This window comes from Maritalea porphyrae, assembly GCF_030159895.1.
In the GTDB taxonomy this organism is placed as follows: Bacteria; Pseudomonadota; Alphaproteobacteria; order Rhizobiales; family Devosiaceae; genus Maritalea; species Maritalea porphyrae.
Genome location: NZ_BSNI01000001.1, coordinates 419,780 through 439,042 on the forward strand (window position 1 = coordinate 419,780; position 19,263 = coordinate 439,042).

The window sequence follows — 19,263 nt, forward strand, 5'->3', positions numbered from 1 at the left end:
ACTCACTAGATGAGCGACACATCACAAGCACCACAGCCAAAAACAGTTAGACCGTCTTCCGGATTCCCATCCCTTGGCAGCATGTTCGACATGTTGCGCCAAGGCGATATTGCTTTGGCCGTTGGCGTCATATCAATTCTGATGGTGCTCATAATGCCCATGCCAGCAATTATGCTGGACATGTTGCTAGCGATTTCGATCGTTTTCTCCGTGCTGATTTTGATGACCACCCTGTTCATTCGGACACCACTTGAGTTTTCCGCTTTTCCAACGGTGCTGCTGATCGCTGCGATGATGCGACTTGCGCTGAACCTGGCATCGACCCGCTTGATCTTGGCCAATGGTCACCTTGGCACAAATGCCGCTGGCAATGTGATTGAGGCCTTTGGCAACTTTGTCATGCAAGGCAATTTCGTGATCGGGATTATCGTGTTTGCGATCCTGATCATCGTGAACTTCATCGTGATCACCAAAGGCTCTGGCCGTATCGCTGAAGTTGCGGCCCGCTTCACCTTGGATGCGATGCCGGGCAAGCAAATGGCTATTGATGCGGATTTGTCCGCTGGCATGATCGACGAAGAAACAGCTCGCACCCGTCGCAAAAACCTTGAAGACGAAAGTTCGTTCTTTGGCGCCATGGACGGTGCATCAAAATTTGTGCGCGGTGATGCGATTGCGGGCCTGTTGATCACCTTTATCAATATTGCGGCCGGCATTATTATCGGCGTCGGCCAACAGCAAATGTCATTGGGCGATGCGGCAAATAACTACACTTTGCTGACTGTAGGCGATGGGCTTGTCTCTCAAGTGCCAGCGCTCATCGTTTCAACGGCGGCTGGCCTTTTGGTGTCGAAGGCTGGCGTGACCGGCTCTGCCAACCAAGCTTTGGCCGAGCAGTTTTCGGGATATCCTCGTGCCTTGGGCATGACCGCTGCGGTCATGTGCATCCTTGCGATTTTGCCTGGCATGCCTGCTTTGCCTTTCTTGGCTTTGGCTGGCGGTTCTGGCTACCTCGCCTACAAATTTTCTAGAGATAAGTCGCAAAAAGCTGACAATGATTTGGCCAAGAAGGCCGCTGAAAAAATCGCCAAAGAAGCGCCGCCGAAAGATCCGCCAATCACTGATGCGCTCAAAATGGACGAGCTCAAGCTCGAACTTGGTTACGGACTATTGTCGTTGGTGAAAGAAGATGACCAAGGCAATGATCGCCTAACCGAGCAGATCAAAGCGCTGCGCCGACAATTGGCCACCGACATGGGCATCATCATGCCTTCAGTGCGCATCCTTGATAATATGCAGCTCCAGCCCAACGATTACATGGTGCGCATCAAGGAAGTTGAATCGGGCCACGGCAATGTGTTCCCCGACCAATATATGGTTATGGACCCGATGGGTGGGCAAATTGATCTGCCCGGACAGCACACAATTGAGCCCACTTTCGGTCTACCAGCCACTTGGGTTGATGCCGGTTTGCGCGATGAAGCTGAAGTGAAGGGCTATACCATCGTTGACCCGTCCTCTGTAATTTCAACCCATCTCACAGAGATCTTGAAAACCAACATTGCGGATCTCCTCAGCTACGCAAACGTGCAAGAGTTGCTCAACAACCTACCTGCAGAGCAGCAAAAGCTCATCGACGATATGGTGCCAAACCTAATCACGGTTTCTGGTATCCAACGCGTCCTACAAATCTTGTTGGCGGAGCGCATTTCAATCCGCGATTTGGCAACAATCTTGGAGGGTATTGCTGAGGTTGCCGGTGGCATGAGCTCAGCCAAACTAATCGCTGAGCATGTGCGCACACGCATGGCGCGACAACTATGCGCTGCAAATTCTGCACCAGACGGTAACCTGCCGATAATAACCCTTTCACCCGATTGGGAACGAGATTTCTCTGAAAGCCTACACGGCGAAGGCGCAGAACGGCACTTGGCTATGGCACCTTCGCGCTTGCATGAATTCATTCAAGAGGTCCAAAATGCCTTCGAAAGCGCCGCGCAAATGGGCGAATTGCCAGTGCTTATTACATCACCGCCAATTCGACCGCACGTGCGTGCCATTATTGAGCGCTTCCGCCCGCAAACCGTCGTGATGAGCCAAAACGAAATTCACCCGCGCGCTAAACTCAAAACCATTGGCAGTGTTTGATCCCCGTTTAGTTGGCTCTTGCATCGCCTCCACATCGCGCTAAGCTCAGCAATATCACTTTTTTGAAAGCGCGCAGATGACACACATTGTTTTGTTTCACTCAATCCTGGGATGTCGCGCGGCTGAAAGGGAAATAGCAAACACCTTTGAAAAAGCCGGGCACACCACCTACTTGCCAGACCTTTTTGACGGCAAAACTGCCGAAAATTATGATGACGGGTTTGCTCTATTTCGCATGTTTGATCGCGATCAATTGGTGGATCGAGCGCGTGATGCCCTAAAGTCCGTGCCCGAGAACGCGGTTCTAAGCGGCATTTCTTTTGGCGCAGGCATGGTGAGCAGCCTATGGGCGGATCGCCCGAAAATGCGGGGTGCATTGCTTTTTGCGGGTGCCGCAGAATGGGCCAAGGAGTTGCCCCGCGACTTACCAGTTCAAGCACATATCGCTAAGCCTGATCCATTCGACGATGAAGCCTATTTCAATGAATGGCAAACGGATGCCCCCACGCAAAATCTAAGCATATTTCGTTATGACAAAGTCGGCCATTTTTTTCTTGATCGCGCCATCAGCGATTTTGATAAAGATGCAACCAAACTATGTCTTGAGCGATCGATTGCTTTTTTGGACCGACTTGATGACAAGGACGATGTGAAATGATCAAGGGCAAATGCCACTGCGGCAAAGTCTCATACGAATTTGATGACCAACCAGAATACGCTATACGCTGCAATTGCTCGATTTGCCGCCGCTTAGGGACACTTTGGATTTATTCGGATGCGTCCAATATTGCTTTGAACGGCATAAATGACACGACAACCGTCAGCTATTCGCACGGCGACATGGAACTTGATTTCCGCACCTGCAAAGGATGTGGCACATCAATCCTTTGGCAATCGCTTGAAACACCAGGTGAAGGCCGCATGGCCCTAAACTTAAACATGGCGGAGCTTGAGCACATTTATGGTGTCCCAGTGCGTTTGTTTGATGGCGCAGAGAGTTGGAGCTTTTTCATAGAAGATCCGCAAACAAAATTTACAGAGGAAGACGCTTCATCGGGTTAAGCGTTTCTGGCCAATCGAAATCCAACATCATCGATGCCATAGGTCGGGTGGCTGCGCCGTCGGTTTGTGGCCAGGCACCCCCGTTCAGGATCGTTCCATCCACCACCTCGAAACACTCGGTACGTGCCATAAACTTCTGCATCATAGATGTCAAAGCACCACTCCCAGACATTCCCAAGCATATCAAAAAGGCCATATTGGTTTGCAGACTTCAGTCCCACTTGATGGGTTTGAGCACCTGAATTGGCTTTATACCATGCGATTTGGTCGATCTCGCCATAGCGCGGCTGGGCCAAGCCCCCAAGCGCTGCAAACTGCCACTCAGCATCGCTTGGCAGCCGATAGCCGTTTGCATTTTTGTTGACCACAACATCATCTTTGTTGACGCCGACTAAGTAGCTGGGATCAAGGCCCGCTGCTACTGACAACAAGTTGCAAAACGCGATCGCCTCATACCACGATACATTCTCAATGGGGTTTCTTGTCCCGTCAAATGTTGCTGGATTCGTGCCAACCACCGCTGAATATATGTCTTGGGTGACTTGAAATCTCGACATGCAAAATGGTTTGAGTTCGGTCTGCCACTGACGTTGGACTCTGTCGTCGCGCATGGCGACGACACCACCTTCGATGCGAACGATTTCCGCATCGACCATTTCTATTGCTTGCGATTGTTCCATCGGCAACAGCTACGATGGATTGTTCTTCAAATCAACACGCTGGCTGATTAACGCTCAACCCACCAAGCGACGTTTCTTTGTAGCGACTGTCCATATCTCTGCCGGTCTCATACATGGTCTTGATGCATGTATCGAGCGCCACAATATGCTCGCCATCACCATTTAGCGCCAGCGAAGCCGCAGCAATTGCCTTGATTGCCCCCATCCCGTTGCGTTCAATACAAGGCACTTGCACCAGCCCAGCAATTGGGTCGCAGGTCATGCCCAAATGGTGTTCCAGCGCGATCTCAGCAGCGTTTTCCGCTTGTTCATTTGTCCCCCCTAATGCGGCACAGAAAGCGGCAGCAGCCATGGCAGAGGCCGAACCGATTTCACCTTGGCAACCAACCTCGGCACCAGAAATTGAGGCATTGTGCTTAATCAACCCACCAACAGCAGCTCCCACCAAAAGCATTTCATGCGCTTTGGCTAGTGTAGCTCCTGGCACGTGGTTCAAGTAGTATTTGATGACCGCTGGAAAAACCCCTGCGGCGCCATTTGTTGGCGAAGTAACGACCTGACCTCCAGCGGCATTTTCTTCGTTCACCGCCATCGCATAAAGCGATATCCAGTCATTTGCCACATGCGGCATCTGTTGATTTTTGCCGCGCTGGTCCAACAACTTCGCGCGCACATCTGCAGCGCGCCGTCGAACTTTCAACCCGCCAGGCAAAATGCCGGTGCCGTCAAGACCGCGCTCTACACAGTCATCCATCACCGCCCAAAGCTTTTTCAAACCGATGTTTAAGTCAGTCTCATTCATCCGCGTCAATTCGTTGGCGCGTTTCATTTCAGCAATCGATTTGCCATGTTCCCTGCCCATTTCCAGCATTTCTTTCGCGCTGTGAAAGGGGAAGGGAATGGCGATTGCTTCAACTTTTTTCTCAAGCTTGTCGACGTTGTAATGCTCTTCCTTGGTGAGCACGAAACCGCCCCCAATCGAGAGATAGGTTTCTTCAAACCGCGCGTCTCCATCCGGCCCAACTAACGAGATAGTCATCGTGTTGGGATGAGGCATTTCCTTTGTGTCATAGTCAAAGATAATGCCTGTCTCGGGGTCTAAACTTGCTTCAAACTCATCCGCAATCTCAATAGATTTGCCAATGCGCAATTTGACCATTCGGTCCTCGGCTTCCTCACGGTCAAACGTTTCTGGCGAAAAGCCGCAAAGTCCAAACAAAACGGCTTGGTCGGTGGCATGGCCCTTGCCGGTAAAGGCGAGCGATCCTTGCAATTTGCATTGCACCGAACACCGATCCCCTCGGTCGAAACGCCCTTTGTTTTTGGCAAGATGCTCGATGAAGCGATTGGCGGCCACCATTGGTCCCATGGTGTGCGAAGACGAAGGCCCAATCGAGACCTTAAAGATTTCAAACACGCTGACAAACATGCGCTATATCCCCTTTTCGATGCCGCAATCCTCTTTTGGGTTTACTTCCATCGGTTGTCGTTTGTGGGTTTTGAACCCCGATCTGACAACAGGATTAGCGAGGATGGCCCCATATAGCAAAGGAATAAGTGGAGCGAATGGTTCGACTTTGGTTTTAAGGCCGAAAAGGAACTAAACCAGATACCCGAAATAGGAAAATACCGCGCCAATGAGAATGCAAAAACCAAGCATCAGATTGATCAATTGCGGCCGTTTCACAAAACTATTGGCTATGCCCTCGCCCACACGAACAGGCAAGACCAACAATGTCAGCCCTTTGAGCAAAGCAATCCAACTGAAAATGGTGATAATCACGCGCCAGTCAACGACCCAAACATTGTGAAACCTAACCATCAAAACGCCAATGAACAACGCCACCACCCCTGAAATCAGAATAACAGCGTAACTCGCTTTGAAACCTTCAATGAGCGTCATGAAGTGTTTGCGGTTCACAAACCCGCCAACACCAAGTGCCAAGTATATCGGCCCTAACAGCTGAGCGATGAACTGACTAACATCCATTAGAATTCTCCCCTTTTGCAACAATGATAACGCCACAAAGCAGATAAACAAAATGCGCCCCCAACAAGTTGGAGACGCACCTTAGAAATTGGCTTTTCTTTGGGGGTTAGGAACTAGCCAACAAATCCGTTTGCATATTGAAAGATCAAGCCAAACAACACGGCTCCAACAATGGCCATCACCAAATAGATCGCAAACACCTGGCGCTTCACCAAAGAGACCACAGCCATCATCGCTGGGATTGATGTCACAGGCCCAGCAATCATAAAGGCCATTGCCGCGCCAAGGCTCATACCTTGATCCAGAAGCCCATCAATCAATGGGATTGCGGCATATCCGTTCAGATAAGCTGGTGCGCCAACAAGTGCTGCCAATCCAATGGTTAGGATGCCTTCGCCGCCGAGCACATTGGCAACCAATTCAGCCGGCACGTAAGTGACGAACAATGCTTCAATGACATAGGCCAGCGCCAACCATTGACCAAGAAAGATAAGGTTGTTCACGCTTTCTTTGCGGAACACCGATACGCGATCCGCTTCACTCCAAAACGCCCATTTTGGTTTGCCTTTGAACTTGTTCGCACCGCAAGTTGAGGCTTTGTAGTCTTCGCGCAACGGATCGCCAACGGCGCCACGTTTGCCGATCATTTTGACCACAAAACCACCAAGCAGACCAAGAGCAACAGCGAATGCGGCGCGGGAAAGTGCGAATGGCAAACCCAGTTCAGAAACGGTGATAATAAAGGTTGGCGGATCAATTAAGGGCGAAGCCAGCCAAAACGCCATTACGGCAGAAAGTGGCGCACCAACAGCGAGCAACCCGGCAATAAAGGGGATCACTTCACATGAGCAAAATGGTGCAATACCACCAATCAGCGCCGCCAAGAAAATTGCTTGGGTTTCGCGCCCTTCAAACGCTTTGCCGATCATGCTTTCAGAACCGGTGGCTTTCAAATAGCCAATCATCAAAACGGCAAACAGAATGAATGGCAATGTGCCCAAAAAGGCACGCACAGCAAACTGAATGACCGCGAGCAGTTGCGCTACATCCAACACCGCGACACCTAAGAGCATAATTGCGATGGCAAATGGGACGCTCTTGATAATTTTGCTGAGCTTGATTTTTGGCCGCAAGCTTTGGCCCTGCGTAATGTCGGACATTTATGCCCCCTCATTTTGTGATACTGAACTCGACTGCCCAACATTTGTTGGAACGTCGATACAACATTGCTTAAGAATGAAGCTAGCCAGCGCCTCGAGCGCGTCAAACTGGGCACGATTGATAATTGTGCGCCCCTGTTTTTCCTGGGTAACGATGCCAGCAGCGGTTAAAAACTTCAGATGATGGTTGAGCGTTGACGCAGGTATGTTGGTGCGATCTTGAATATCACCAACCAACAAGCCAGCATCGCCGGCTCTCACCAGACACATCAGCACCTCTAATCGTGGTTCTGACCCCATTGCCGCAAATGCCTGCGCGGCTTCTGTAAAATCTGTTTCATTCTGCGCCATTTCACGCTCCAATTATTATTTCTATAATTCTAGATATATCGAATCGTTTAGAAAGTCAACAACACACATCGCAGATCAAACTTGCGACCCGCGTTACATTCACACAATGATTTTTGAAAAGGGCTAGGCTAGTCTTCGACCCTACCGCGCAACTTCTTGGTTGCACTACGTTCTTTCTTCGCGTCCAGTCGCCGCTTGATCGACCCACGCGTTGGTTTGGTCTTCACGCGAAATTTTGGCTTCTCAGTGGCCCTCAGGATCAATTCAGCGAGTCGTTCGCGCGCAATCTCCCGGTTTCGCGCCTGCGAGCGCGTCTCCTGCACAAAAAGCACAATCGCTCCATCTTGCGTCCAACGCCGCCCGGCCAATCTCTTCAACCGCTTTTTGATCGCTTCGGATAAGTTTGGTGACGCCGCCGCCTCAAATCGCAACTCAACCGCCGTGCTGACCTTATTCACATTCTGCCCACCAGGGCCAGACGCGCGCGTAAACTGTTCAGTCAGCTCCCAGTCGGCAATGGTGATTTGATCATTGATGCGCATAAGTACAGTGGCCGTAATACATTAGACGTCACCCAACCGCGCGCGATTTATTGCACGCGTTGGTTTGCTGCTTCGTTCTAACGCCACTCTAATCAAATCTATACTTAAGACCAACCTTTGGTAACGGCTTGCAAAATATGGTCGCGCTGAATCCTACTTCAATGCGTCCAACAAACGTTCCAACAATCCTGGGTCGTCTACTACTATTAAACCTTCATCCTCAATTCGATTTGCAAGTCGTTTCCCAGCATTTGCACCGGCTTTTTGCCCCGCGATTTGACCCATCCGTGCGCCTTCCATCATCAGTGTAGGTGTCGCAGCGATATATGCCTGACCAGCATCAGTTGCAAAAAATGAAGCAATTTCAACCAGCTGCTCACTTGTGAAAGCATCCAAAAACACCTGTGCACTTTGTGCTTGCATGGATTCAGTAAACTCATCCAAAAACTCTTCCATCAAAAGGTCGAAAAAGCGATCTGGATTTGGTAGTGTTACGTTCTTTTGTTTTAGGTCGTGTTGAATAGCGCTCAATATCAAGGATCTTTGTGCGGCAATTGCCCCCTCAAACATCTCTCGAGTTACCGTCTGGCTCACAATGTAGTCTGCAGATTTTTGATCCGCCATCACGGGAGTCGAAAAAACTCCTAGTACCAACGTCGCCGCAATTAGTATGTCTCTCATTTCAAATTCCTTAAAGTAAATCAAGCTACAAACGTTTTAAAACGATTCGAGCCCTTGCGCGCAACTGACTTAATAGACGGAAAGGTTTATGGGCCTTAGCTTCAACCAGAGAAGGAATTTTTGCCAAGCTATCTCCAGTCCGCTAAATAGCCCAAACTATTGCGCAATGGGCTAGAACTCAATTTTGCTGTTTTGGTAAGATATGGACCCAGCTGATTTTAAGGACGATCACATGCCAAACCTGCTGGTCTCTATTATCATTCTTTTCGCTCTCATGGGATGCGAGCCAGGTGTGCATAGGTCAGCGTGGCGCAAATGCATAACGAACAGTTCAGTGATGCAAGCTTATGTGAATGAGGCAACTTCCGCCGGGGTCATCAAAAAGAATGGCCCGTGGGAAGCATCAAAAGAAAAATGGATGGCGCTGAATGACAATCAAAAAGCCAACATAGCGATCGGCATATATTGCAAAGCGGCGAACGCGCAAGGCATCGGCAAGATAGTGATCAGCGACACGAGCACCGGGAAACAACTGGCAGCAGTTGTAAACGGACATTTTAGCGAGCAATGACGCACACCCCAAAAAGGCCGCACACCTGTTTGGCATGCAACCTCTAAAAAAATCTCGGGTAAGAGAATTAAGCTGAAAACTCAGCTCAAACCTTATTTGCGATGACGGCGCATTAGGGCGATTTCGTCCATTTCCGCCTGTTCGCGCTTGGTCTCTTCTGCTTGCTCACGTGCGTTTTCACGCGCATCGAGCAACTCGATCTTTTTCAACTCTTCGACCGCTTCGGCCAACTCGTCTTGCGCTGCTTCAAGCTTGCCGCGCATCTCATCGGCTGACGCGTTGAGGTTGTCACGGCGATCGGCTGCCGCCTTAGCAAATGTTGAATAAGCAAAGTGACCCACATCCGTGATGCCAGTTTTTTGGTGCTCGATTTCGATTTGCTGATCCAATTCGGCCGCCATACGTTCAAAATCGGCAACCATCATTTCAATCTGTGTTACAGCGCGACGTTTTTCGTCCACCGTAAATTTTCTCAAGCGAATGAGAGACTCATTGCGTGATTTCATGACTTGTACTCCTTACCCAACCAAGTCGTCATTCCCCGCCGCCTTCTACACTGGCGACAATTTGTTCAAGCTGGCGATAACCTTCATCAAGGGTCACCCGCTCGTCTTGCAACTGAGACAAAAACGCGTCCAGTTGCGGCGCAATGGAAATTGCAGTGTCCACTTTCGGATCTGACCCAGACCTATAGGCCCCCAAGCGGATCAGCTCCTCCATGTCAGCAAACACTGACATATATTCGCGCGCCTTCAGCAAAACTGGCCGATACTCAGCCGGAACACAGCCCGGCATAGTGCGCGAAATGGACCTTAAAACATTCACCGCCGGATAACGTCCCCGCTCAGCGATTGCCCTTTCCATTACAATGTGCCCATCCAAAATACCGCGAACGGCATCAGCAATTGGCTCATTATGATCATCACCTTCCACTAAAACGGTAAAAAGTCCGGTAACAGATCCAGAATTTTTTAATCCTGGGCCCGCTCTTTCCAATAATCTTGGCAATTCAGTGAAAACTGTTGGTGGATAGCCTTTTGCCGTGGGCGGTTCGCCCGTCGCCAAACCGATTTCGCGCTGCGCCATAGCAAAACGGGTCAAACTGTCCATCATGCACAATACGCGCTTTCCTTTATCGCGGAAATATTCAGCCAGTGTCAGGGTCATATAGGCAGCTTGTCGACGCATTAGGGCTGGCTCATCAGATGTTGCCACCACAATCACCGCACGCTTGAGCCCTTCGGGCCCAAGATTATCTTCAATAAACTCTTGAACCTCCCGGCCCCGCTCACCAATCAGCCCAATAATTGCCACATCAACACCAGTATTGCGCGCCAACATCGACATCAGCACAGATTTACCAACGCCGGAACCAGCAAAAATACCCATCCGCTGCCCATCGCAACAGGTGGTGAATGTGTTGAGAACCTTAACGCCCAAATCGATTGGCGGCCCAACCCGCGCCCGCTCATGGGCTGGCGGTGGCGACGCTCGCAACGGATAATGATCGGCACCTTTTAGAATTGGCTGGCCACCATCAATCGGTTCGCCATTGGCGTTGATCACCCGACCAAGCCAATCATCCGATGGCTGCGCCGTGCCGCCATGCGAATAAAAGATCGCTTTGCACCCCAAGCGAACACCTTCTAGCGGCCCGAATGGCAAACAAAGCGCATGGTCATTCTCAAAGCCAACAATCTCGCACATCAAATTGTTGCCAAGACGGGTTTCAATTGCCACACGACCGCCCACACGCAACTCGCGTACAGGCCCAATGACTTCAACAAGCAAGCCCTGCACCGTCTTTACACGGCCAAACACCTCCACGGCGTCCATCGCATCAATGTCGGCAATTAATGATTCCAAAGCGTCTTCAATCCTTTTGATTCGGTTAATGCTAACGATTCCTTTACGGAAACGCACTAATTTCACAGTTCAAGCTAAAAAAAATCTTCTCCCGCTTCTAATTCAAAACACATTCAGTGACCTGCAATTCACTGAGTCTAAAGAGTCGGTTGAAACCTTTTCTTAAACTAAATTATTAAGTTGGTAACCACCATTTTATTCAATTATTTCAATGTGTTAACATAAATGAAGAAAGTTGTTCAATGCATATTGCAGAACCGAATTAAACTTTGTTAACTATTTCTCACTAGGGTTGATTCATATCCAGTAGGATTCATTAACTGGTGCGCTGATGTTGGGCTGCACCACGTAGGTTCCATGACGGAACAAGGACAAGGGGAACGACATGCGGGTACTCCTGATTGAGGACGACAGCGCAACCGCGCAGAGTATTGAGCTGATGCTCAAATCTGAAAGTTTCAATGTGTACACAACCGATCTGGGCGAAGAAGGCGTAGATCTTGGCAAGCTTTATGATTATGACATCATCTTGCTTGATCTTAACCTACCAGACATGAGCGGATATGAAGTGTTGCGCACCTTGCGTGTGGCAAAAGTTCAAACCCCGATCCTTATTCTTTCTGGCCTTGCAGGCATTGAAGATAAAGTTCGCGGCCTGGGCTTCGGCGCTGACGACTACATGACCAAGCCATTCCATAAGGATGAATTGGTTGCCCGCATTCACGCAGTGGTTCGTCGCTCAAAAGGTCACGCTCAATCGGTCATCAATACTGGCGACCTTTCTGTGAACCTTGACACAAAAACAGTGGAAGTTGGCGGTCAACGCGTTCACCTCACTGGCAAAGAATATCAAATGCTCGAACTACTCTCTTTGCGTAAGGGCACGACCCTCACCAAAGAAATGTTCCTCAACCACCTATATGGCGGCATGGACGAGCCAGAGCTTAAAATCATCGACGTATTTATCTGTAAGCTTCGCAAAAAGCTTTCCACAGCAACTGGCGGCAAGAATTATATCGAAACCGTATGGGGCCGTGGCTATGTTCTGCGCGAACCTGATGAAAATGAATTGTCTGAAAGCGCATAACGCTATTCAACGATGATTACGAATTTCAAAGCCCTACCATTTTGGCGGGGCTTTTTTTTGACCTTGCATACTGATCAAGAACGGGACAAAATTTCAGTGTAGGAACTACAATTAATGTTCTGCCAAAGGGCAACGACCATGGGCAAAGTTACCGTAGAATTGCATAGCATTGAAGGCAAGCAGGCTGCTCTTGGGATCGCTGGTCAGCACACTGTGGTGGTTGATCGGCCAGAGGGAAGTGCCGGTGGCAGGGGTATCGGTTTCAATGGAGCGCAACTGCTAGGTCTCACAATTGGAGGCTGCTTTTGCAACGACCTAAGATATGTTGCTGAGGAAATGGGAATTCAAATTCAAAGCATTGCTGTAAGTGTGGAATTGGAACTCGAAGGAACTCCAATCCTAACGAAGGCAGCAAAACTCGAAGTCCAATGCACCTTAGAAGATGGATCAAATCCAAAAGAGCTGATTAATCGTGCAAAAGCCTCCTGTATGGCAAGCAATTCCCTTTCAAGAGGGATACCGGTGGAAATTTTGCAGAATTAGCGGCTCAAATCTCTTCGCTTTGATGCTCGATGATCCGCACAATTTCGTTGCGGGCATATAGAGCAAGCTGGCTCTGGGCATCGCGTTTGGCAGGGTCAGTTTCGTCCAAATCCCCAAGCACCATGATATTCTCATCATTGGTGAGGTTTGCAGGACCAGTATAATTAAAGCTCCCAACAATCGTGAGCTGGTCATCAATCGTCATCAATTTGTGATGGACCTTTCGCACCCCCGTCCCGGTTTTATTCTGAAATAGGGTGATGCCACCATTCTTAAGTGTGTCCTTCGCCGCCCATTTTTGGTTTGCAGCCCTTCGGTCCAAAACACCACGCACAGAAACGCCGGCCAATTGAGACAATACCATCGCATCATCAATGCCTGAGGATTTCGAGAAGGTAAAAATCGCAAAATCGATCCGATCACGCGCTTTGTTCATATGTTTGATGAACTCCATCTCCGGCATATGATCTGGCGCAAAAAGCGGCTTCACCCGCACATCCCCAACATAATGGTCTTCAAGCGGTTTGCGCGAGCGATCCAAGCTGCGTTTGCCAAAAATACCTTTGCGGATTGATCTGAACTCGCGCGTATATTCACGCGCGACCAATTTGTCTTTGACGACCACAATGTGGTTGAGATTTTTGCGCACCCCCGTGGTGGTGAAATTTGTCGACCCAGTCAGCACCGCCTCGCCATCGCGCACAATAAACTTTTGGTGAAAGATTGATGGGTTGTAGTCCGCCTTTGCATCAATACCATGCCGTAATATGCGCATCAGCAGTTCACGGTTCACCTCCAATTCACCTAAAGAATCCGCCGCTGGTGGATGGCTCTCTTTTAAATAATCCTGCTCCATCACCATATGCACCTGAATGCCACGCAATTTGGCCGCAACAATCGCATCGGCGATGGGTTTGTGATCGAGTTCTTGGACGGAAATGTAAAGGCTCTTAGTGGCCGCTTCGATAAATTCAATTATCGCCGCTTCCAAATCATCTGGCCCACCAATGTTTTGTGGCCCCAAATGCATAGTGATATTGCCAACGGATAACGGCATCGCGCGCCTCCAATATGTCTAAAATATTGGCGCAGTCTAGCACGCGGAACAGTAGATTGCGAAAACCGCAGGTTTAACTTGTGGGTTGAAACAAGTTTTGATGCTCGGCTGTCGGCAAAAAGTGATCGGTGACCCCAACAAGGGTTTCAGCTGCCCCAAGCATCAAATAGCCAGTATTACTCATTTGTTTTCTGATATTGCCCAGCACTTGGGCTTTGGTCTCGACATCAAAATAGATCAGCACATTGCGACAAAAAACAATGTCGACCTTGCCTACCTGATGCAGTGATTTCAACAGGTTTAGCTCTTTGAACTCAATAAGTTCACGCAAATGCGGTTTGACACGCCAAGCGCCCCCCTCCTGATCAAAATGAGTGATGAGACGCTGCGCACTCAAGCCGCGCTGCACTTCAAATTGTGTATATCGCCCACTTTCGGCCGTCCCCAATGCAGCTTGCGAAATATCTGTAGCCAATATTGAAACATCCAAGCCGTCCAGCACCGTTTGGTTTTCCAATACAGAGATCGCAAGCGAATATGGCTCTTGACCGGTGGCTGCCGCCGCGCACCAGATGCGCAAGGGCTGCCCATTAGCCCGTTTCGCCTCGGCAACGCGCGGCAACATTACATTTGAGAACAGGTCAAAAGGCGTGCGGTCCCGGAAAAAGAAGCTTTCATTGGTGGTCATGGCATCAACCACCGCTTGTCGCAATTCGCTGGTTGCCGCCATCAGCTGCGTCGCCAAATGCTCAAAACTCGAAATGCCAAATTCTGACATCACAGGCGTCAAACGGCTTTCCATCATATAGGCTTTGCCATCAGAAAGCTTAATGCCGCTTTCCTGCGCCACAAAGCGCGCGATCGCGTTGTAGGTTTGTTGCTGCATCCCCATCTCACTCATCCCTTTAGCCGCAACAACTCAGGTCCGATTTTCTGCAACTGCAGAACTCGATCAACGGCGTTCGCGGCAATAGCTGCACCCGGCATTCCCCACACAGCACTCGTCGCCTGATCCTGCGCCAACACAACACCTCCCCCATCGTGAATGGCTTTTGCACCCCGGGCCCCATCGTGGCCCATGCCCGTCAACATGACCGCAGCACAGTCGCCCTGGTAATGGCGCGCCACGGAAAAGAATGTAGGGTCAACCGAGGGTTTGCAGAAATTGATCGCTGCTTCATCACCCAACTCGATCCGCAACTTCCCGCCATTATCTACGACCCGCATATGAAATCCGCCTGGCGCCATATACAGCCGCCCCGGTAATACCGGTTCACCTTCGACGGCTTCACCGCCCGGCAGACCAATCCGCTGGGCGAGGTCTTCGCCCAAAAGCTTGGTAAAATGGGCGGGCATGTGCTGGGTGACGAACACCGCGCAATCATCAAATTTTCCAGATAGTGTGCCAAACACTTCATTGATTGCTTGCGGTCCACCCGTTGACGCACCAACAGCCAGCGCCTTCATACTACCACGCCACTTTTTCGTTTGTGACAGGCCAACAACATTGCCGCTTTCAACAGCGCACATTGCGTTTGCGTCACCGCCAAGGGCACGAAGTTTTTCAACCAAATGCAAACGAAATGCATCACGAGATGTGGCAACGTCTGGCTTTGCCAAATAGTCTGTCGCCCCAGCGCGCATCGCTGCAAGAGAAGCGCGCGCATTGCGGGTCGTCAATGTCGATGCAATCAGAATCTTGGCACCAGCGCAGACCTTGCGCAATTCAGGCAGCGCTTCCATACCGGACATAACCGGCATTTCCAAATCAAGGATTATGATGTCAGGCTGAACCCGCTTGGCTTTCGCAATCGCTTCTTGCCCATTGATCGCACTTGCAACCACGTCCAAGCCTCGTTCAGCGTCAATCCAGCGGCGCATAATGCCGCGAATAACCGCAGAATCGTCCACAAGCATCACCCGCACCGGCGAGGCAATGGCCCCGGGCACATTTCGCGCCTCCATAAGGACGCTCCTTTCGACCCAATTTACTTTTGGTCGAGATCTCGGAATTTGCTTTCCATGATTTCCCGATCAAATGGCTTCATCATATATTCGTTGGCGCCAGCTTTGAGCGCCATAGCGATGTGCCCCACATCATTTTCTGTCGTACAAAACAATATCTTCGGGGATTCGCCACCAATATAGCTGCGCAGCTCTTTAACGAACTCGAGCCCAGTCATCACAGGCATATTCCAATCCACCAAAATGGCGTCCGGCATGCTTTGCGTGCATTTTTCAAAAGCTTCACGGCCATCTTCGGCTTCATCGACTTCATAGCCAATGTCCTCGATTATGCGGCGCGCGACTTTGCGAATGACACTGCTGTCGTCAACAATTAGACAGGTTTTCATCGCATTTTCTCCTTCAAATGCATTTCAACTTCGGCCCTATGCAGCCTCTTGATTTAGAACTTGGGCGATAATTTTGTCTGCCATTAGGACCGTCATCAACTCACCATTGAGCCGCAAGATCCCTTGGCTATAGATCGCTAAATTCCCATCAAGATTGATCGGGTTTGGTTTAATTTCAGTGGCGCAAAATGCCACCACATCCCCAACACTATCAGCCAAAAGTCCATAAGATTCGTTTAAATATTTTATATTCACCATCTGTCGCCCAACTATTGGCGCATCAACCGGCGGCAACCCCAACAATAGGTCGGTATTGATCGCAACAATAATCCGCCCGCGCAGATTCAAAATGCCGGCAATCTCGGGCCGTACCGACGGAATGGGTGTAAACTGTTCGGGTTTGAACACGTCATCTACCAATTCAAGATTGATCGCAAACAATTGCCCGCCAATGCGCAGGGTCACCAATTGGATCATGTTTGTTGATTGTGGCTGATCATCCATTAAGCTGCCTCCAATCCGCGCAAACTGATTGCCCTGCTTACCGCTTTGGTCAAATGCTCGCGATCACCTTTGGCCACAAAATCAAACAGCCCAACTTCTTGCGCGCGGCTCTTTGCGTTCGGGCCATCATAAGCAGACAAGGCAATCACCGGCGTTTGCGCCGCATTTGGCAATTGCTGAATTGACTGCGCAAGCGAAAATCCATCCATGCCCGGCATTTCAATGTCGGTAACAATCAAGTCAAAATAGCCGCCCTCATTAAGCACTTGAAATGCAGCCTGCCCGTCTTCACACACCGTGACATCAAAACCAGCACTCTTGAAGATTGGTACCAACATATTGCGGTAGAACGCACTGTCCTCCGCATAAAGCATCCGGCGGCGCGCGCTTTGAGCATAATCGGCCTGCCGATCAAAAGATTTTGGATGTTCAACCGCCATAAAGTGCGCCATATCCAATATTTCTGTCGCCCGTCCTTTGATAATCGCGGTACCCAAATAGCCTTGGCTTTTTGACTCCACGTCAATTTCCAACCGATCTGCGACAATATCCAAAACTTGCGCCACGACAATCCCGAGCCGATAGCCGCGGTCCTCAAAGACAAGCATCGACATTTTCCGCTCCGCATAAGTCGGCGGGTCACACAGAAACTGTATCGGCATCAATGCCTCACGATATTGCAGTAAATATCGGCCATCGACGTGTTCAAGTTCGCACTGTTTTACTGTCTCAAGTCGATTAACCAGAGCAAGCGGCACCGCTTGGCGGGCACCGCCTCGCGCTTCAAACACAAGCAATTCAGTGCTGTGTTCACCATCATCAACTTCTTCAGGCGTTTGGGCGGTGCGTGCCAGATCGCCCATTTCAGTTTGCGCCACAGAACTCGCTAGTCCTGATGGGTCCATAATCATGATCACACTACCATCGCCCAAAATGGTGGTGCCAGAAAAATGCTTGAGCCCCTGCAACGCACCCATCATCGGCTTCACCACTATCTCTTCGGTGTGAAAAACCTCATCAACCAACAGCCCAAAGCAATATTGGCCCACTTCAGTCACCACAACATACCCCTCTTCAGGCACCGCACCGGGGCTGACGCCTAAGAGATCGCTCATCCCGACAACCGGCAGCAAATGGTCGCGCAATTGCAGAACCAGACTGCCATTTAAGTGCTCAATTCGATTTGCTTTTTTGTTGACCCGAACCAATTCGCGGACCGCCCGCTGCGGCAGCGCGAAACGTTCTTGACCCACCGCAATAATAAGCGCCGGAACAATCGCAAGGGTAAGTGGGATTTTCAAACTGACCGTAGTGCCAACGCCCTTTTGGGACTTGAGGTCGATTGTGCCGCCAATTAACTCGACATTTGAGCGCACCACATCCATGCCAACGCCGCGCCCTGAAACGCTGGTCACTTCACTTGCCGTGGAAAATCCAGGGTGAAAAATCAACTGCTGGATTTGACCTTCGGTCATGCCATCCAGTTCAGCATCGCTTACAATGCTTTTTTCGCGCGCTTTGTGCTTTAGCCGCTCAGTATCAAGGCCCCGACCATCATCCGCGATTTCGATAACGATCTGCCCACCTTCATGAAAAGCATTGAGCCGGACAACCCCAGAAGGCGTCTTGCCAGATGCCTGACGCGAGGCCGCATCTTCCAAGCCATGGTCCGCCGCGTTACGCACCATATGGGTCAGCGGGTCTTTGATCTGCTCCAATATCTGACGGTCTAGTTCAGTGTCTTCGCCAGACATTTCAAGCAAAATCTCTTTGCCCAATTCCTTAGAAAGGTCGCGGATCAATCGCGGCATTTTCTGCCAAGCAGCGGAAATCGGTTGCATGCGGGTTTTCATCACGCCATCTTGCAGCTCAGCCGTCACCGAACACAAGCGCTGTAATGGCGCGTTGAACTCACTTTCCTCTCGTCCGCGCGAAATCGCCATGAGCTGGTTGCGCGTGAGCACCAACTCGCTCACCATCGTCATCAAACCTTCCAGCACGGGCAATTGCACTCGGATCGCTTGAGGTGCCGTGTTGCCTGAGGTTTTCGACGTCACTGTTTTTGGCTTAGCCGAATTAATGGCGTCTGTTTCAGGAACATTGTCTTCGGGTCCCGGTGCCGCCAGAAACGCCGCTTCTAATGGGTCCAAAGCCGGTTTCGCAGTTTCGTGCGGTTCCTCATCAAACCGGTCAGTTTCAATTGGCCCACTTGCAAGGGCGTTGAGCGCGTCAATAAGGTCTTCATCGTCACCATCTGGTTCTGCGCCTGTCGACGCCAAAACATCTAAATGCAATTTCACCCGGTCAATCGAATTGAGAATGGTCTCAACGCCATCTCCGACAACCGGCGCACCGTCGCGATATTTGCCCATGAGATTTTCGGCGGCATGCGTCAACGCTTCAAGGCGTGGCAAGCCAAGGAACCCACAAGTGCCCTTGATGGTGTGAACAAGTCTGAAGATGCGACGCAGGATTTCTTGATCGTCAGGGTGTTTTTCAAAATCCACCAACTCGGCATCGACCTGCTCAATGCTTTCTGTCGTCTCCGTCAAAAAATCGCTTAAAAGCTCATCCATTTGCTCGCCCAAAAATATACCCGCAAGAAACGCCAGACCAAAAGTATGACGCCACCTTGCGGGTGCATTCGTTAACGAGTCATTGCAAAAC

21 protein-coding genes are annotated in these 19,263 nt (G+C 50.2%); 6 read left to right on the forward strand and 15 right to left on the reverse strand.

What is annotated here, in order from left to right:
• Positions 1 to 9 precede the first annotated feature (9 nt).
• From flhA to QQL65_RS02090, 3 genes are all read left to right on the forward strand, one after another.
• Positions 10 to 2,148 (forward strand): flagellar biosynthesis protein FlhA, encoded by a 2,139-nt coding sequence (gene flhA / locus QQL65_RS02080; RefSeq protein ID WP_284361590.1) that lies wholly within the window; start codon positions 10 to 12, stop codon positions 2,146 to 2,148.
• 76 nt (positions 2,149 to 2,224) lie between these two features.
• Positions 2,225 to 2,806 (forward strand): dienelactone hydrolase family protein, encoded by a 582-nt coding sequence (locus QQL65_RS02085; protein WP_284361593.1) that lies wholly within the window; start codon positions 2,225 to 2,227, stop codon positions 2,804 to 2,806.
• Complete coding sequence (locus QQL65_RS02090; protein ID WP_284361595.1) at positions 2,803 to 3,210, forward strand: GFA family protein; 408 nt, start codon at positions 2,803 to 2,805, stop codon at positions 3,208 to 3,210. The genes QQL65_RS02085 and QQL65_RS02090 overlap by 4 nt, the downstream gene beginning before the upstream one ends.
• Here the strand turns inward: QQL65_RS02090 and QQL65_RS02095 are convergent.
• The 7 genes from QQL65_RS02095 to QQL65_RS02125 all read right to left on the reverse strand — a co-directional run bounded on the left by QQL65_RS02095 (position 3,207) and on the right by QQL65_RS02125 (position 8,614).
• Positions 3,207 to 3,890 (reverse strand): formylglycine-generating enzyme family protein, encoded by a 684-nt coding sequence (locus QQL65_RS02095; protein ID WP_284361598.1) that lies wholly within the window; start codon positions 3,888 to 3,890, stop codon positions 3,207 to 3,209. The genes QQL65_RS02090 and QQL65_RS02095 overlap by 4 nt on opposite strands.
• Before the next feature lie 31 nt (positions 3,891 to 3,921).
• Entirely contained in the window at positions 3,922 to 5,319 is a 1,398-nt protein-coding gene (locus QQL65_RS02100) for an L-serine ammonia-lyase (RefSeq protein ID WP_284361601.1), read from the reverse strand.
• Between the two features lie 171 nt (positions 5,320 to 5,490).
• The gene (locus tag QQL65_RS02105; protein WP_284361604.1) at positions 5,491 to 5,880 is read right to left on the reverse strand and encodes a hypothetical protein; all 390 of its coding nucleotides are present in this window, start codon (positions 5,878 to 5,880) and stop codon (positions 5,491 to 5,493) included.
• A gap of 113 nt (positions 5,881 to 5,993) precedes the next feature.
• A complete protein-coding gene (locus QQL65_RS02110) occupies positions 5,994 to 7,040 on the reverse strand; it encodes a permease (RefSeq protein ID WP_284361606.1) in 1,047 nt (348 codons plus the stop codon).
• Entirely contained in the window at positions 7,041 to 7,391 is a 351-nt protein-coding gene (locus QQL65_RS02115; protein WP_284361609.1) for an ArsR/SmtB family transcription factor, read from the reverse strand.
• A gap of 128 nt (positions 7,392 to 7,519) precedes the next feature.
• On the reverse strand, positions 7,520 to 7,933 hold the full coding sequence (arfB, locus tag QQL65_RS02120) for an alternative ribosome rescue aminoacyl-tRNA hydrolase ArfB (RefSeq protein WP_284361612.1): 414 nt from the start codon (positions 7,931 to 7,933) through the stop codon (positions 7,520 to 7,522).
• 153 nt (positions 7,934 to 8,086) lie between these two features.
• Positions 8,087 to 8,614, reverse strand: a complete 528-nt coding sequence (locus QQL65_RS02125; protein ID WP_284361614.1) for a DUF2059 domain-containing protein — start codon at positions 8,612 to 8,614, stop codon at positions 8,087 to 8,089.
• Between the two features lie 232 nt (positions 8,615 to 8,846).
• On the opposite strand from QQL65_RS02125, the gene QQL65_RS02130 reads away from it, so the two are divergent.
• The gene (locus tag QQL65_RS02130) at positions 8,847 to 9,185 is read left to right on the forward strand and encodes a hypothetical protein (RefSeq protein ID WP_284361617.1); all 339 of its coding nucleotides are present in this window, start codon (positions 8,847 to 8,849) and stop codon (positions 9,183 to 9,185) included.
• A 92-nt stretch (positions 9,186 to 9,277) separates the two neighbouring features.
• Here the strand turns inward: QQL65_RS02130 and fliJ are convergent, their stop codons facing one another.
• A complete protein-coding gene (fliJ, locus tag QQL65_RS02135; RefSeq protein ID WP_284361620.1) occupies positions 9,278 to 9,691 on the reverse strand; it encodes a flagellar export protein FliJ in 414 nt (137 codons plus the stop codon).
• 28 nt (positions 9,692 to 9,719) lie between these two features.
• Positions 9,720 to 11,063 carry a flagellar protein export ATPase FliI gene (gene fliI, locus QQL65_RS02140; RefSeq protein WP_284362063.1) on the reverse strand — a complete coding sequence of 448 codons (1,344 nt, stop codon included), beginning with the start codon at positions 11,061 to 11,063 and terminating at the stop codon, positions 9,720 to 9,722.
• A 373-nt stretch (positions 11,064 to 11,436) separates the two neighbouring features.
• Between fliI and ctrA the strand changes: the two genes are divergently transcribed.
• Together ctrA and QQL65_RS02150 are read left to right on the forward strand one after the other, a co-directional pair.
• Positions 11,437 to 12,138, forward strand: a complete 702-nt coding sequence (gene ctrA / locus QQL65_RS02145) for a response regulator transcription factor CtrA (RefSeq protein WP_269394795.1) — start codon at positions 11,437 to 11,439, stop codon at positions 12,136 to 12,138.
• A 138-nt stretch (positions 12,139 to 12,276) separates the two neighbouring features.
• Positions 12,277 to 12,681 (forward strand): OsmC family protein, encoded by a 405-nt coding sequence (locus tag QQL65_RS02150; RefSeq protein WP_284361625.1) that lies wholly within the window; start codon positions 12,277 to 12,279, stop codon positions 12,679 to 12,681.
• A 4-nt stretch (positions 12,682 to 12,685) separates the two neighbouring features.
• Here QQL65_RS02150 and QQL65_RS02155 read toward each other — a convergent pair whose 3' ends face one another.
• The 6 genes from QQL65_RS02155 to QQL65_RS02180 all read right to left on the reverse strand — a co-directional run bounded on the left by QQL65_RS02155 (position 12,686) and on the right by QQL65_RS02180 (position 19,172).
• Positions 12,686 to 13,738 (reverse strand): phospholipase D-like domain-containing protein, encoded by a 1,053-nt coding sequence (locus QQL65_RS02155; RefSeq protein ID WP_284361627.1) that lies wholly within the window; start codon positions 13,736 to 13,738, stop codon positions 12,686 to 12,688.
• A gap of 73 nt (positions 13,739 to 13,811) precedes the next feature.
• Positions 13,812 to 14,624, reverse strand: coding sequence for a CheR family methyltransferase (locus QQL65_RS02160; RefSeq protein ID WP_284361628.1), 813 nt, complete (start codon positions 14,622 to 14,624; stop codon positions 13,812 to 13,814).
• Positions 14,625 to 14,635: 11 nt separating this feature from the next.
• Positions 14,636 to 15,703: a chemotaxis-specific protein-glutamate methyltransferase CheB gene (cheB, locus tag QQL65_RS02165; protein ID WP_284361630.1), complete on the reverse strand. Its 1,068-nt coding sequence runs from the start codon at positions 15,701 to 15,703 to the stop codon at positions 14,636 to 14,638.
• Between the two features lie 23 nt (positions 15,704 to 15,726).
• Positions 15,727 to 16,092, reverse strand: a complete 366-nt coding sequence (locus QQL65_RS02170) for a response regulator (protein ID WP_284361632.1) — start codon at positions 16,090 to 16,092, stop codon at positions 15,727 to 15,729.
• A gap of 36 nt (positions 16,093 to 16,128) precedes the next feature.
• The gene (locus QQL65_RS02175) at positions 16,129 to 16,596 is read right to left on the reverse strand and encodes a chemotaxis protein CheW (RefSeq protein ID WP_284361634.1); all 468 of its coding nucleotides are present in this window, start codon (positions 16,594 to 16,596) and stop codon (positions 16,129 to 16,131) included.
• Positions 16,596 to 19,172: a hybrid sensor histidine kinase/response regulator gene (locus tag QQL65_RS02180; protein ID WP_284361636.1), complete on the reverse strand. Its 2,577-nt coding sequence runs from the start codon at positions 19,170 to 19,172 to the stop codon at positions 16,596 to 16,598. The genes QQL65_RS02175 and QQL65_RS02180 overlap by 1 nt, the downstream gene beginning before the upstream one ends.
• Positions 19,173 to 19,263 lie beyond the last annotated feature (91 nt).